The following is a 14,098-nucleotide window of genomic DNA, read 5'->3' on the forward strand; positions in this document are numbered from 1 at the left end:
CGCACATCTGTGCCGGACAACCGCAAGGGGGGCTCATGAGACGAAGAGCGAGCGCGAGATCCGTTCTCGCGGCCAGTGCACTGCTCATCGGCGGTCTCGCCGCCGCACCGCAGGCCCAGGCCAGTGGACCGGGTGCGGCGCCCGACGCCGACGACCCGGCGGCCGTGCAGGTCTACCAGGCAGAGGTCACCAAGAAGCAGATACCGACCCTGGTCGAGGCGGGCCAGGACGCCCAGGAGCTCGCCGGGCAGACGCCCGAGCACGGCACCGGCCGCGTCGAGCTGTACCTGACGAAGGGGCAGGCCGCGGCGATCGAGCGCAAGGGCATCGAGCTCAGCGAGCACAAGGTGTCGGCGGCGGCGCAGAAGCGGCTCAAGGCCGCGGGGGACGGCGTCTACCGGCCGTACAGCGGGCAGGGCGGCCTCAAGGAGGAGATCGTCAAGACCGGGCAGGCCCACCCCGGCCTCACCAAGGTCGTCTCCATCGGCAAGACCCTCAAGGGCCAGGACATCCTCGCGCTGAAGCTCTCCAAGAACGCCAGGAAGACCAAGGACGGCGCCAAGCCGTCCACGCTGTACATGTCCAACCAGCACGCCCGCGAGTGGATCACCCCCGAGATGACCCGCCGCCTGATGCACCACTACCTGGACAACTACGGCAAGGACAAGCGCATCACCAGGCTCGTGGACTCCACCGAGCTGTGGTTCGTGCTCTCCGCCAACCCCGACGGCTACGACTTCACCCACGCCGCCGACGGCGAGCGCCAGTGGCGCAAGAACCTCCGCGACGTCAACGGCGACGGCAGGACGACCCCCGGCGACGGCGTCGACCTCAACCGCAACTTCACCTACAAGTGGGGCTACGACAACGAGGGCTCGTCGCCCGACTCCTCCTCCGAGACCTACCGCGGCACCGGCCCGATGTCCGAGCCGGAGACCAAGGCGATCGACCGCTTCGAGAAGCGCATCGGCTTCACGTACGGGATCAACTACCACTCCGCGGCCGAACTGCTCCTCTACGGCGTGGGCTGGCAGGTCGCCACGCCGACCCCGGACGACGTGCTCTACAGGGCGCTGAACGGCACCCCGGAGAAGCCCGCGGTCCCCGGCTACCACCCGCAGGTCTCCTCCGAGCTCTACACCACCAACGGCGAAGCCGACGGCCACGCGGGCAACGTCAACGGCATCTCGATGTTCACGCCGGAGATGTCCACCTGCCAGACCGCGTCGAACATCGACCCGAACGACGCCTGGAAGCCCGAGGACTGCGCGTCCATCTTCACCTTCCCGGACGACGAGAAGCTGATCCAGCAGGAGTTCGCGAAGAACGTGCCCTTCGCGCTCGCCGTCGCCGAGACCGCACTCCACCCCGACCGGCCGGTCTCCGTCACCGGCATCGAGGCCCCCGACTTCACCCCCGACTCCTTCGCCACCTCCTACGCGCGCGGCGGCGACCAGGAAGTCGCCGTCACCGTCCGCAAGTCGGTCCGCGAGAAGGAGCTCAAGTACCGGATCAACGGCGGCCGTACGCACGACGAGAAGCTCAAGGCCTGGAAGGGCGGCGAGACCTACGGCGGCGAGGACAACATCCACTTCGACCAGTACCGCGCCAGGATCGAGGGCGCCCGCGTGGGCGACAAGGTCGACGTGTGGTTCACCGGCCGTACGAAGAAGGACCGCACCCGGAGCGAGCACTTCACGTACACCGTCGCCGAGCGCCCGAAGGCGAACACGCTCGTCGTCGCCGAGGAGGGCGCGAGCGCCACGCAGGCACAGAAGTACGTCGACGCGCTGAAGGCCAACGGCCGCTCCGCCGCCGTCTGGGACGTCGCCAAGCAGGGCGCCCCGCACCCGCTCGGCGTCCTGTCGCACTTCTCCGCGGTCGTCCACTACACCGGCGACCCCGTCCCCGGCGCGCCCACCCAACTCGCCCTGCGCGCCTACCTCAACGAGGGCGGCAAGCTCATCGAGTCCGGTGAGCGCACCGGCGGCAACGTCGACCTCGGCGAGGCCCTCACCGACGACTTCGCGCAGTACTACCTCGGCGCCTACCAGCGCCTCTCCGCGGCCGGCGCCAACAGCTTCAAGGGCGCGGGCGCACTCGACGGCGTGCGCACACCGCTCGCCGCCGCCGACACCAACCCGCTCGACAAGGCGGGCCGCTTCACCGTCACCTCCGAAACCCTGCCCGTCGATGAGTTCCCGCAGTTCAAGAGCGCGGCAGCGGGCTCCTACCCCAACCTGCCCAACCCGTTCGCGCCCTTCGAGGGCCAGGGCATGGCCTCGGCCACCCACGCGGACCAGGACTACAAGCGGCTCACCCACACCATCGACCTGACCGGCGTCACGGCCGCCGACGCGCCCGAGCTGCGCCTCGCCCTCAACTGGAACCTGGAGACCGGTTACGACCACGGTCTCCTGGAGGCGCACACCACCGGTGCCGAGGACTGGACCACGCTCCCGGACAAGAACGGCAACTCGTCCGCCGCCGTGCCCGCCGAGTGCGAGGCCGGCTTCCTCCTCAACGGCCACCCCTTCCTGCGCCACTACCTGACCCTCGGCACCGGCGCCTGCACGGCGTCCGGCACCAGCGGCGCCTGGCACAGCTTCACCGGCTCCTCCGGCGGCTGGAAGCCCGTCGCCTTCGACCTCAGCGCCTACGCGGGCAAGAAGATCGAGGTGTCGCTCAGCGCCGTCACCGACCCCTCCACCGGAGGGCGCGGCCTCTTCGCGGACAACGCGCAGCTGGTCATGGGCCGCAACGTCGTGGAGAGCGAGGGCTTCGAGACCACGCTCGGCTCGTGGACCGTCGCGCCGCCCCCGGCCGGCAGCCCCAATATCACAGGCGACTGGGCGCGGACCGGGGAGCTCTTCAAGTCCTACGCGGCCGTCACAGCGCGTGACAGCGTGCTGCTCGGCTTCGGGTTCGAGCACATCGCAGGAAACGCCGAACGGGCCGCTCTTATGGGCGCCTCCCTGGCACATCTGCGCAGCTGACAGTGCGTAATCGGGACCAAGGTCCCCGTGGCCCGTACCCCTACTGGGGGGTACGGGCCACCGTGTCGCCCGTGGCCCCTCTCGATGTCACTTCAGGGGCTCCAGAGAGGTAGGGTCGGAGGCGGTCGGGGACATCCCATACAACTCGCCGGCGTCTAAAACCGGCGTACCAACGAGGAGATCGGTTTCGTGACGATCCGCGTAGGCATCAACGGCTTTGGCCGCATCGGTCGTAACTACTTCCGCGCGCTGCTTGAGCAGGGTGCGGACATCGAGATCGTGGCTGTCAACGACCTGGGTGACACCGCGACCACCGCGCACCTTCTGAAGTACGACACCATCCTGGGCCGCCTCAAGGCCGAGGTGTCGCACACCGAGGACACCATCACCGTCGACGGCCGCACCATCAAGGTGCTGTCCGAGCGCAACCCCGCCGACATCCCGTGGGGCCAGCTGGGCGTCGACATCGTGATCGAGTCGACCGGCATCTTCACCAAGAAGGCCGATGCCGAGAAGCACATCGCCGGTGGCGCCAAGAAGGTCCTGATCTCGGCTCCGGCCAAGGACGAGGACATCACCATCGTGATGGGCGTCAACCAGGACAAGTACGACGCGGCCAACCACCACGTCATCTCGAACGCCTCCTGCACCACCAACTGTGTGGCGCCGATGGCGAAGGTTCTCGACGAGAACTTCGGCATCGTCAAGGGCCTGATGACCACGGTCCACGCGTACACCAACGACCAGCGCATCCTGGACTTCCCGCACTCGGACCTGCGCCGCGCCCGTGCCGCCGCCGAGAACATCATTCCGACCACGACCGGTGCCGCCAAGGCCACCGCTCTGGTCCTGCCCCAGCTCAAGGGCAAGCTCGACGGCATCGCGATGCGCGTCCCGGTCCCGACCGGCTCGGCCACCGACCTGGTCGTCGAGGTGTCGCGCGAGGTCACCAAGGACGAGGTCAACGCCGCGTTCAAGAAGGCTGCCGACGACGGCGACCTGAAGGGCTACCTCTTCTACACCGAGGACCCGATCGTGTCGTCCGACATCGTCAGCGACCCCGCCTCCTGCACCTTCGACTCGGCCATGACGATGGTCCAGGACGGCAAGTCGGTGAAGATCCTCGGCTGGTACGACAACGAGTGGGGCTACTCCAACCGTCTCGTCGACCTCACCGTCTTCGTCGGCGGTCAGCTCTAACCATCAGAGCAGGCACCTAGATGTGAGCACAGGGTCCGGACCGCGCAACGCCGCGCGCTCCGGGCCCTGTTGTGCGTCAGCCCACCCAAGGAGTCCAGTTCATGAAGACGATCGACGAACTTCTCGGCGAAGGAGTCGACGGCAAGCGGGTCTTCGTCCGCGCCGACCTCAACGTGCCGCTCGCCGAGGGCACCATCACCGACGACGGCCGCATCCGCGCCGTCCTGCCGACGGTCAAGGCCCTCGCCGACGCCGGCGCCAAGGTGGTCGTGGCCTCGCACCTGGGCCGCCCCAAGGGCGCCCCGGACCCGGCCTTCTCGCTGCTGCCCGCCGCCGAGCGGCTCGGTGAACTCCTGGGCGCGCCGGTCGCGTTCGCGCAGGACACCGTCGGTCCGGCCGCGCACGACGCGGTGGACGGCCTGCAGCCCGGCCAGGTCGCCGTCATCGAGAACCTCCGCTTCAACGCGGGCGAGACCTCGAAGGACGACGCCGAGCGCGGCGAGTTCGCCGATCGCCTCGCGGCCCTCGCGGACGTCTACGTGGGCGACGGCTTCGGCGCCGTGCACCGCAAGCACGCGTCCGTGTACGACCTGCCGGCCAAGCTGCCGCACTACGCCGGGTACCTCATCGCCACCGAGGTCGGCGTCCTGAAGAAGCTCACCGAGGACGTCAAGCGCCCGTACACCGTCATCCTCGGCGGCGCCAAGGTCTCCGACAAGCTCGCCGTCATCGACGAGCTGCTCGGCAAGGCCGACCGTCTGCTGATCGGCGGCGGCATGGCGTACACCTTCCTCAAGGCCAAGGGGTACGAGGTCGGCATCTCCCTCCTCCAGGAGGACCAGATCCCGGTCGTCACGGAGTACATGGAGCGCGCCGAGAAGAACGGCGTCGAGCTCGTCCTGCCCGTCGACGTCCTGGTCTCCACGGACTTCCCCGACCTGAAGACGAAGGCCCCGGCCGACTTCAGGACGGTCGACGCCGATCAGATCCCCGCGGACATGGAGGGCCTGGACATCGGCCCCAAGACCCGCGAGCTCTTCGCCGAGAAGATCGCCGACGCCGAGACCGTCTTCTGGAACGGCCCGGTCGGCGTCGCCGAGCACCCCGACTACGCCGGGGGCACGTCCGCCGTCGCGCGAGCCCTGCTCAACTGCGACGGTTTCACCGTGGTCGGCGGCGGCGACTCCGCCGCGGCCGTCCGCAACCTGGGCTTCGACGAGAATGCCTTCGGCCACATCTCGACCGGCGGCGGCGCCTCCCTCGAATACCTCGAGGGCAAGACGCTCCCCGGCCTCGCCGCACTGGAGAACTGAGACCTGATGACTACGCGTACCCCGCTGATGGCGGGCAACTGGAAGATGAACCTCAACCACCTCGAGGCCATCGCCCACGTCCAGAAGCTCGCCTTCGCCCTGGCCGACAAGGACTACGACGCCTGCGAGGTCGCCGTCCTGCCGCCCTTCACCGACCTGCGCTCCGTGCAGACCCTGGTCGACGGCGACAAGCTCAAGATCAAGTACGGCGCCCAGGACATCTCGGCGCAGGACTCCGGTGCCTACACCGGCGAGATCTCGGGCCCGATGCTGGCCAAGCTGAAGTGCACCTACGTCGCCGTGGGCCACTCCGAGCGCCGCCAGTACCACAACGAGACCGACGAGATCTGCAACGCCAAGGTGAAGGCCGCCTACAAGCACGGCCTGACCCCGATCCTCTGCATCGGCGAGGGCCTGGACATCCGCAAGGCGGGACAGCAGGTCCAGTACACGCTGAACCAGCTCGACGGCGGCCTGAAGGACCTCCCGGCCGAGCAGGCCGAGACCATCGTCATCGCCTACGAGCCGGTCTGGGCGATCGGCACCGGTGAGGTCGCGACCCCCGAGGACGCGCAGGAGGTCTGCGGCGCGATCCGCGGCCGGCTCGCCGAGCTGTACTCGCAGGAGCTGGCCGACAAGGTCCGCATCCAGTACGGCGGCTCCGTGAAGGCGAAGAACGTCGCCGACATCATGGCGCAGCCCGACGTCGACGGCGCCCTGGTGGGCGGCGCGGCGCTGGACTCGGACGAGTTCGTCAAGATCGTCCGGTTCCGCGACCAGTGAGTATGCGGTAGCGGCGATACGTCGTACCCTTGCGGGGGTCGGAGGCTCTCGAAGCTGGCTTGAAAGCCGCGCACAAAGCCCCCGGCCCCCGCCGTCGATTCAGATCCGAGGAAGTTGGTCCAGCCGTGGTTATGGGGTTCTCGATCGCCCTCATCGTCTTCAGCCTGCTGATGATGCTGCTGGTGCTGATGCACAAGGGCAAGGGCGGCGGTCTCTCCGACATGTTCGGTGGCGGCATGCAGTCGTCCGTCGGTGGCTCCTCCGTCGCGGAGCGCAACCTCGACCGCATCACGGTCGTGGTCGGTCTGCTGTGGTTCGCGTGCATTGTCGCGCTGGGTCTGCTGATGAAGGCGAACAACTAGCGCCAGGCACTGGTCGCTTGTCCGGTGCGTGCCCGCGTGCGCGGCTTATCATGGGGCTTGCGTCCGGGGGTGGGGTGTAACTCCCAACACTGGACGCGCGTTGGGCCTTACGTAAACTGAGGCGCCCGCAGCAGCACCATCACGCAGGGAGTTACGACCGTGGCAAGTGGCAACGCGATCCGAGGAAGTCGGGTCGGGGCGGGGCCGATGGGCGAGGCCGAGCGCGGTGAGTCCGCGCCGCGACTGCGCATCTCCTTCTGGTGCTCCAACGGGCACGAGACGCAGCCGAGCTTCGCCAGCGACGCGCAGGTCCCCGATACGTGGGACTGTCCCCGCTGCGGCTTTCCGGCAGGTCAGGACCGGGACAGCCCGCCGGACCCGCCGCGCACCGAGCCGTACAAGACGCACCTGGCGTACGTACGTGAGCGGCGCAGCGACGAGGACGGAGAGGCCATCCTCGCGGAAGCACTCGCCAAACTGCGGGGCGAGATCTAGTACTTGAGAACCGGCCGGACACCTCTCGGTGTCCGGCCGGTTTCTTTATCCCGGCACGTGTGCGGACGATCAGTTTCAGACATCTCATATCGCTCATCGATCCATTAGGTTGGAGAGTGCAGCGGGGCAATACACGTACATGGGTACGAAAGAAGGCTGAAGTCCGAGATGAATGCAGAAAGCCGCGCCAGGCTCAATCAGACGCCCGAGTGGACGGCGCTCTCCAAGCACCGCGAACAGCTCGGGGAGGTGCAGCTGCGCGATCTGTTCGCCGCCGATCCGGCACGCGGCACGGCCTACACCCTCCAGGTCGGCGACCTGCACCTCGATTACTCCAAGCACCTCGTCACGGAGGAGACGCTGCGGCTGCTGCGCGAGCTCGCCGCCGCGACGGACGTCTTCGGGCTCCGGGACGCCATGTTCCGCGGCGAGAAGATCAACACGACGGAGGACCGCGCGGTCCTGCACACCGCGCTGCGCGCTCCGCGCGACGCCGTCGTCGAGGTCGACGGCGAGAACGTGGTGCCCGCGGTGCACGCCGTCCTCGACAAGATGAGCGCCTTCTCGCGGAAGGTCCGCTCCGGCGAGTGGACCGGTCACACCGGTAAGCGCATCAAGAACGTCGTCAACATCGGCATCGGCGGCTCCGACCTCGGTCCGGCCATGGCCTACGAGGCGCTGCGCGCCTTCACCGACCGCGGGCTCACGGTCCGCTTCGTGTCGAACGTGGACGGCGCGGACCTGCACGAGGCCGTGCGGGATCTGGACGCCGCCGAGACGCTGTTCATCATCGCCTCGAAGACGTTCACCACCATCGAGACGATCACGAACGCCACGTCCGCGCGCGACTGGCTGCTCACGCAGCTGGGGGCGGGGCAGGACGCCGTCGCCAAGCACTTCGTGGCCCTGTCGACCAACGCCGAGAAGGTCTCCGACTTCGGCATCGACACGGACAACATGTTCGAGTTCTGGGACTGGGTCGGCGGCCGCTACTCCTACGACTCGGCGATCGGCCTCTCCCTGATGATCGCCATCGGGCCCGACCGCTTCCGCGAGATGCTCGACGGCTTCCACCTCGTAGACGAGCACTTCCGCACCGCGCCCGCCGAGTCCAACGTGCCGCTCCTGATGGGCCTGTTGGGCATCTGGTACGGCAACTTCCACGACGCGCAGTCGCACGCCGTCCTGCCGTACTCGCACTACCTCTCCAAGTTCACCGCGTACCTGCAGCAGCTGGACATGGAGTCCAACGGCAAGTACGTCGGACGGGACGGCGAAGAGGTCGACTGGCAGACGGGCCCGGTCGTCTGGGGCACCCCGGGCACCAACGGCCAGCACGCCTACTACCAGCTCATCCACCAGGGCACGAAGCTGATCCCGGCGGACTTCATCGGCTTCGCGCGGCCCGTCGCCGACCTGCTGCCCGGCCTCGTCGCCCAGCACGACCTGCTGATGGCCAACTTCTTCGCGCAGACCCAGGCGCTGGCGTTCGGCAAGACGCCCGACGAGGTGCGTGCCGAGGGCGTCCCGGAGGAGCTCGTCCCGCACAAGACCTTCAAGGGCAACCACCCGACGACGACGATCCTCGCCGAGGAGCTCACGCCCTCGGTCCTCGGTCAGCTCGTCGCGCTCTACGAGCACAAGGTCTTCGTCCAGGGCGCCGTCTGGAACATCGACTCCTTCGACCAGTGGGGCGTCGAGCTCGGCAAGGTCCTCGCCAAGCGCGTCGAGCCCGCGCTGACCGAGGGCGCCGAGGTGCCGGACCTGGACGGGTCGACCACGGCCCTGGTCGACAAGTACCGGGACCTGCGCGGCCGTTGAGCCGCGGTGGCTGATCCTCGACGGCCGAGCGCCGTCCGGCGTTAATCGGATGCGGGCGCACCGCCCGGCGGGTGACACTGCTTCGGCTCCGTCACCCGCCGGGAGGGACCCCGTCATGGACCAGCTGCTCGCCGTGCTCGCCGACCCCGAGAGACTCAGGCTGTACGCGCGCGTCGTCCTCGACGACCTGCCGCCGCGCGAGGCCGACTCCGCCGTCGCCCGCAGGCACCTCGGGCGGCTGCTGGCCACCGGCCTCGTGGAGCGGCTGCCCGACGGGTCGCTGCGGGCCGACCCGGCCGTCTTCCGGCGGGCCCCAGGGCCCGTGGACGCCCACCCCACCGTGCCGCGCCGCCTCACCGGCTTCTTCGCGCACGGCCGCCTCACCGCGATCCCCGTACGCCCCGTCGTACGCCACGAACTCCTCGTCCACCTCACGGACACCCTCTTCGACACCGGCCGCAGCTACAGCGAGCGCGAGGTCAACGACGCGTTCGGCACCGTCCACGACGACACCGCCGCCCTGCGCAGGTACTGCGTCTCCGACGGCCTCCTGGAGCGCGACCAGGACGGCAGCAGCTACCGCCGCGTCCTCGTACACGCCTGAGGGCCCCCGCACCGAACCGGTGCGGGGGCCCTCGGACGGACGACGGGAAGCGGCTACGCCACGGCGGGCGGGTAGAGCTCCGGAGGGAGCTCGGAGGCCGCCGCGGAGTCCAGCAGCCACAGCGTGCGCGAGCGGCCGTAGGCGCCGGCCGCGGGGGCCTGCACCTCGCCGGCGCCCGACAGGGCGATGGCCGCGGCCCGCGCCTTGTCCTCGCCCGCCGCGAGCAGCCACACCTCACGCGCCGAGCGGATCGCCGGGAGCGTGAGCGAGATGCGGGTCGGCGGGGGCTTCGGCGCGCCGTGCACGCCGACCACCGTGCGCACCGTCTCGCGCACCGCGGGCAGCTCGGGGAAGAGCGACGCGACGTGCGTGTCCGGGCCGACGCCGAGCATCAGGACGTCGAAGGTCGGCACCGGGCCGTGGTCCTCCGGGCCCGCGGCCGCGGTGAGTTCGGCGGCATAGATCTCCGCCGCCGCGTCCACCTCGTACGCGCCGTCCGACGCGGGCATCGGGTGCACCCGGGCCGGGTTCAGGGGCACCGAGTCGAGCAGTGCCTCCTTGGCCTGGGTGTAGTTGCGCTCCGGGTCGCCGTCCGGCAGGAAGCGCTCGTCGCCCCACCACAGGTCCAGGCGCGACCAGTCGATCGCGTCCCGGGCGGGGGACGAGCCCAGTGCCGCGAGGAGGCCGTTGCCGTTGCGGCCGCCGGTGAGGACCACCGACGCGCTGCCGCGGGCGGCCTGCGCGTCGACGATCTTCGTGATGAGGCGGGCCGCCGCGGCCTGTGCCATCAGCTCCTTGTCGCGGTGGACGACGAGCTGCGGGGTCGCGCTCACTTCGCGGCCGCCTTCTTGGCCGGGGCCTTCTTCGCCGGCGCCTTCTTCGGCGCGGCCCCCTCCTCGGCGCCCCTGGCCTCTTCCGCCGTCTCGGTCACCGGCTGCGACGGCGGGGCCGCCAGGCGGTCCACGCCGTACTTCAGCGCCGAGGCGTAGGTGTCGTCCGGGTCGAGGCGCCGCAGCTCCTCAGCGATCAGCTCGGCCGTCTCGCGGCGCTTGAGCGCCACCGCGCGGTCGGGCTGCCCCTGGATGGAGAGCGTGGCGAGCGAGCCGTCGGCCCGGTCGAGCACGATGGGACCGCAGGTGGTCTCCATCCGGACGCCGGTCAGGCCGGGGCCCGCCGACAGCGCGCGCTTGACCGGCACGTCGAGGCGGTCCGCCAGCCACATGGCGAGCAGCTCGCAGCTCGGGTTGAACTCCTCGCCGTCCACCTGCACTTCGGTGACCTTGCAGGTGACCTGGTCCAGGGCCGCGGCGAGCATGGAGCGCCACGGGGTGATGCGGGTCCAGGACAGGTCCGTGTCGCCGGGGTGGTAGGCCTCGGCACGGGCGGTCAGCTCGTGGATCGGCTCCTCGGCCGCGTAGGTGTCCGTGACGCGCCGCTGCGCCAGGGCGCCGAGCGGGTCGTTCGCCGGGTCCAGCGGGGCGTTCACCGGCCACCAGACGACCACGGGGGCGTCGGGAAGCAGCAGCGGCAGGACGACCGACTGGGCGTGGTTGATGACCTCGCCGTACAGCCGCAGGACCACCGTCTCGCCGGTGCCGGCCTCGACGCCGACCCGTACCTCGGCGTCCAGGCGCGAGGTGGTGCGGTCACGGGGCGAGCGCGCGGCCCGCTTGATGACCACGAGGGTGCGCGAGGGGTGCTCGCGGGAGGCGTCGTTGGCCGCCTTCAGGGCGTCGTAGGCGTTCTCCTCGTCGGTGACGATGACGAGGGTGAGCACCATGCCGACGGCGGGGGTGCCGATGGCCCTGCGGCCCTTGACGAGCGCCTTGTTGATTTTGCTGGACGTGGTGTCCGTAAGGTCGATCTTCATGGCCGACGCCAGCTCCGTCCGTCTCGTGCGAGCATTTCGTCCGCCTCGGTCGGGCCCCAGGTGCCTGCCGGGTACTGCGCGGGCTTGCCGTGCTTGTCCCAGTACTCCTCGATCGGGTCGAGGATGTTCCAGGACAGCTCGACCTCCTCCGTGCGCGGGAAGAGGTTGGCGTCGCCGAGCAGGACGTCCAGGATCAGGCGCTCGTACGCCTCCGGGCTGGACTCGGTGAAGGACTCGCCGTAGGCGAAGTCCATCGAGACGTCCCGGATCTCCATGGAGGTGCCGGGCACCTTCGAGCCGAACCGGACCGTGATGCCCTCGTCCGGCTGGACGCGGATGACGATCGCGTTCTGCCCGAGCTCCTCGGTGGCGGTGTGGTCGAAGGGGGAGTGGGGCGCGCGCTGGAAGACCACCGCGATCTCCGTGACGCGGCGGCCGAGGCGCTTGCCGGTACGCAGGTAGAAGGGCACACCCGCCCAGCGGCGGTTGTCCACCTCCAGCTTGACGGCCGCGTAGGTGTCGGTCTTCGACTTGGCGTCGATGCCCTCTTCCTGGAGGTAGCCGACGGCCTTCTCGCCGCCCTGCCACCCGGCGGAGTACTGCCCGCGGACCGTGTTCCTGCCGAGGTCCTTAGGGAGCCGGACGGCGCCGAGGACCTTGGCCTTCTCGGCGACCAGCGCGTTGGCGTCGAAGGAGGCGGGCTCCTCCATCGCGGTGAGCGCCATCAGCTGGAGCAGGTGGTTCTGGATGACGTCGCGGGCGGCGCCGATGCCGTCGTAGTACCCGGCGCGGCCGCCGATGCCGATGTCCTCGGCCATGGTGATCTGCACGTGGTCGACGTACGACCGGTTCCAGATCGGCTCGAACATCTGGTTGGCGAAGCGGAGCGCCAGGATGTTCTGGACGGTCTCCTTGCCGAGGTAGTGGTCGATCCGGAACACCTGGTCCGGGGCGAACACCTCGTGCACGATCGCGTTCAGCTCCTGGGCCGACGCCAGGTCGTGGCCGAACGGCTTCTCGATGACCGCGCGGCGCCAGGAGCCCTGCGGGGCGTCCGCGAGCTCGTGCTTCTTCAGCTGCTGGACGACCTGGGGGAAGAACTTCGGCGGCACCGAGAGGTAGAACGCGAAGTTGCCGCCGGTGCCCTGAGCCTTGTCGAGCTCCTGGATGGTGGCCTTGAGCTGCTCGAAGGCCTCGTCGTCGTCGAAGTTGCCCTGGACGAAGCGCATGCCCTGGATGAGCTGCTGCCAGACCTCCTCGCGGAACGGCGTGCGCGAGTGCTCCTTGACCGCGTCGTGGACGACCTGGGCGAAGTCCTCGTTCTCCCAGTCGCGACGCGCGAAGCCAATGAGGGAGAAGCCCGGCGGCAACAGGCCTCTGTTGGCGAGGTCGTAGACGGCAGGCATCAACTTTTTACGGGACAAATCGCCCGTGACGCCAAAGATGACCAGGCCCGACGGCCCCGCGATGCGCGGGAGCCGTCGGTCTGCGGCGTCACGCAGCGGATTGCTGCTTGACAAAGTGGGTCAGCCCTTCGAAGGAGCGAGGCGCCGGAGCTCGGCCTCGGTCGACTTGAGCAGGTCGGTCCAGGACGCCTCGAACTTCTCGACGCCCTCGTCCTCGAGCAGCTGCACGACCTCGTCGTAGGAGATGCCGAGCTTCTCCACGGCGGCGATCTCGGCGCGCGACTGGTCGTAGGTGCCCGCGATGGTGTTGCCGGTGATCGACCCGTGGTCGGCGGTGGCCTCCAGGGTGGCCTCCGGCATCGTGTTCACCGTGTTCGGCGCGACCAGGTCGTCGACGTACAGGGTGTCCTTGTACGCCGGGTCCTTGACGCCGGTCGAGGCCCACAGCGGACGCTGCTTGTTGGCCTGCGCCTTGTCCAGGGCGGCCCAGCGGTCCGAGGAGAAGACCTCCTCGTAGGCCTCGTAGGCGAGGCGGGCGTTGGCGAGCGCGGCCTTGCCCTTGAGGGACTTGGCCTCGTCCGTGCCGATGCCGTCCAGGCGCTTGTCGATCTCGGTGTCCACGCGGGACACGAAGAAGGACGCCACGGAGTGGATCTTCGAGAGGTCCAGGCCGCGCTCCTTGGCCTTCTCCAGGCCCGCGAGGTACGCGTCCATGACCATGCGGTAGCGCTCGAGCGAGAAGATCAGCGTGACGTTGACGCTGATGCCGAGGCCGATGACCTCGGTGATCGCCGGGATGCCCGCCTCAGTGGCCGGGATCTTGATGAGCGCGTTCGGCCGGTCCACCAGCCAGGCGAGCTGCTTGGCCTCGGCCGTCGTGGCCTTGGTGTTGTGCGCCAGGCGCGGGTCGACCTCGATGGACACCCGGCCGTCCTGGCCGCCCGTCGCGTCGAAGACCGGGCGCAGGATGTCGGAGGCGTCACGGACGTCCGCCGTCGTGATCATCCGGATGGCCTCTTCGACGGTGACCTCGCGGGCCGCCAGGTCGGAGAGCTGCTGGTCGTAACCGTCGCCCTGCGAGATGGCCTTCTGGAAGATCGACGGGTTGGTCGTGACGCCCACGACGTGCTGCTGGTCGATCAGCTCGGCGAGGTTGCCGGACGTGATCCGCTTGCGCGACAGGTCGTCCAGCCAGATCGCGACGCCTTCTTCGGAAAGGCGCTTGAGTGCGTCTGTCATGGAATTACA

12 protein-coding genes are annotated in these 14,098 nt (G+C 69.3%); 8 read left to right on the forward strand and 4 right to left on the reverse strand.

Annotated elements, in window-relative coordinates; genetic code table 11:
* Positions 1-35 precede the first annotated feature (35 nt).
* From ACZ69I_RS05295 to ACZ69I_RS05330, 8 genes are all read left to right on the forward strand, one after another.
* Positions 36-2,996 (forward strand): M14 family metallopeptidase, encoded by a 2,961-nt coding sequence (locus tag ACZ69I_RS05295; protein ID WP_470830537.1) that lies wholly within the window; start codon positions 36-38, stop codon positions 2,994-2,996.
* Between the two features lie 189 nt (positions 2,997-3,185).
* Positions 3,186-4,196 carry a type I glyceraldehyde-3-phosphate dehydrogenase gene (gap, locus tag ACZ69I_RS05300; protein WP_389712606.1) on the forward strand — a complete coding sequence of 337 codons (1,011 nt, stop codon included), beginning with the start codon at positions 3,186-3,188 and terminating at the stop codon, positions 4,194-4,196.
* A gap of 101 nt (positions 4,197-4,297) precedes the next feature.
* Positions 4,298-5,509 carry a phosphoglycerate kinase gene (locus ACZ69I_RS05305; RefSeq protein WP_470830538.1) on the forward strand — a complete coding sequence of 404 codons (1,212 nt, stop codon included), beginning with the start codon at positions 4,298-4,300 and terminating at the stop codon, positions 5,507-5,509.
* A 6-nt stretch (positions 5,510-5,515) separates the two neighbouring features.
* Positions 5,516-6,292, forward strand: coding sequence for a triose-phosphate isomerase (gene tpiA, locus ACZ69I_RS05310; RefSeq protein ID WP_389712604.1), 777 nt, complete (start codon positions 5,516-5,518; stop codon positions 6,290-6,292).
* Positions 6,293-6,423: 131 nt separating this feature from the next.
* Positions 6,424-6,654 carry a preprotein translocase subunit SecG gene (secG, locus tag ACZ69I_RS05315; protein WP_055702100.1) on the forward strand — a complete coding sequence of 77 codons (231 nt, stop codon included), beginning with the start codon at positions 6,424-6,426 and terminating at the stop codon, positions 6,652-6,654.
* Positions 6,655-6,813: 159 nt separating this feature from the next.
* Positions 6,814-7,149, forward strand: coding sequence for an RNA polymerase-binding protein RbpA (locus ACZ69I_RS05320; RefSeq protein ID WP_361727066.1), 336 nt, complete (start codon positions 6,814-6,816; stop codon positions 7,147-7,149).
* Positions 7,150-7,317: 168 nt separating this feature from the next.
* Positions 7,318-8,970, forward strand: coding sequence for a glucose-6-phosphate isomerase (pgi, locus tag ACZ69I_RS05325; protein ID WP_467667854.1), 1,653 nt, complete (start codon positions 7,318-7,320; stop codon positions 8,968-8,970).
* 115 nt (positions 8,971-9,085) lie between these two features.
* Positions 9,086-9,574 carry a DUF2087 domain-containing protein gene (locus ACZ69I_RS05330; RefSeq protein WP_470830539.1) on the forward strand — a complete coding sequence of 163 codons (489 nt, stop codon included), beginning with the start codon at positions 9,086-9,088 and terminating at the stop codon, positions 9,572-9,574.
* Between the two features lie 53 nt (positions 9,575-9,627).
* Here the strand turns inward: ACZ69I_RS05330 and pgl are convergent, their stop codons facing one another.
* From pgl to tal, 4 genes are read right to left on the reverse strand one after another with little or no spacing between them, the layout of a single operon-like run.
* The gene (pgl, locus tag ACZ69I_RS05335; RefSeq protein WP_470830665.1) at positions 9,628-10,362 is read right to left on the reverse strand and encodes a 6-phosphogluconolactonase; all 735 of its coding nucleotides are present in this window, start codon (positions 10,360-10,362) and stop codon (positions 9,628-9,630) included.
* Positions 10,363-10,403: 41 nt separating this feature from the next.
* Positions 10,404-11,444 carry a glucose-6-phosphate dehydrogenase assembly protein OpcA gene (gene opcA / locus ACZ69I_RS05340; RefSeq protein ID WP_467667850.1) on the reverse strand — a complete coding sequence of 347 codons (1,041 nt, stop codon included), beginning with the start codon at positions 11,442-11,444 and terminating at the stop codon, positions 10,404-10,406.
* Positions 11,441-12,964 carry a glucose-6-phosphate dehydrogenase gene (gene zwf, locus ACZ69I_RS05345; protein ID WP_470830540.1) on the reverse strand — a complete coding sequence of 508 codons (1,524 nt, stop codon included), beginning with the start codon at positions 12,962-12,964 and terminating at the stop codon, positions 11,441-11,443. The genes opcA and zwf overlap by 4 nt, the downstream gene beginning before the upstream one ends.
* Positions 12,965-12,970: 6 nt before the next feature.
* The gene (gene tal / locus ACZ69I_RS05350; protein ID WP_470830541.1) at positions 12,971-14,089 is read right to left on the reverse strand and encodes a transaldolase; all 1,119 of its coding nucleotides are present in this window, start codon (positions 14,087-14,089) and stop codon (positions 12,971-12,973) included.
* Positions 14,090-14,098 lie beyond the last annotated feature (9 nt).

The sequence above is a fragment of the Streptomyces sp. NPDC036815 genome (assembly GCF_055609205.1).

What these genes read in the sequence shown, in the direction of transcription:
- opcA (WP_467667850.1), bottom strand. Translation starts at nt 11,444, where the DNA reads ATGAAGATCGACCTTACGGACACCACGTCCAGCAAAATCAACAAGGCG.
- secG (WP_055702100.1), top strand. Translation starts at nt 6,424, where the DNA reads ATGGGGTTCTCGATCGCCCTCATCGTCTTCAGCCTGCTGATGATGCTG.
- pgl (WP_470830665.1), bottom strand. Translation starts at nt 10,362, where the DNA reads ATGGCACAGGCCGCGGCGGCCCGCCTCATCACGAAGATCGTCGACGCG.
- ACZ69I_RS05295 (WP_470830537.1), top strand. Translation starts at nt 36, where the DNA reads ATGAGACGAAGAGCGAGCGCGAGATCCGTTCTCGCGGCCAGTGCACTG.
- tal (WP_470830541.1), bottom strand. Translation starts at nt 14,089, where the DNA reads ATGACAGACGCACTCAAGCGCCTTTCCGAAGAAGGCGTCGCGATCTGG.
- ACZ69I_RS05330 (WP_470830539.1), top strand. Translation starts at nt 9,086, where the DNA reads ATGGACCAGCTGCTCGCCGTGCTCGCCGACCCCGAGAGACTCAGGCTG.
- tpiA (WP_389712604.1), top strand. Translation starts at nt 5,516, where the DNA reads ATGACTACGCGTACCCCGCTGATGGCGGGCAACTGGAAGATGAACCTC.
- ACZ69I_RS05305 (WP_470830538.1), top strand. Translation starts at nt 4,298, where the DNA reads ATGAAGACGATCGACGAACTTCTCGGCGAAGGAGTCGACGGCAAGCGG.
- pgi (WP_467667854.1), top strand. Translation starts at nt 7,318, where the DNA reads ATGAATGCAGAAAGCCGCGCCAGGCTCAATCAGACGCCCGAGTGGACG.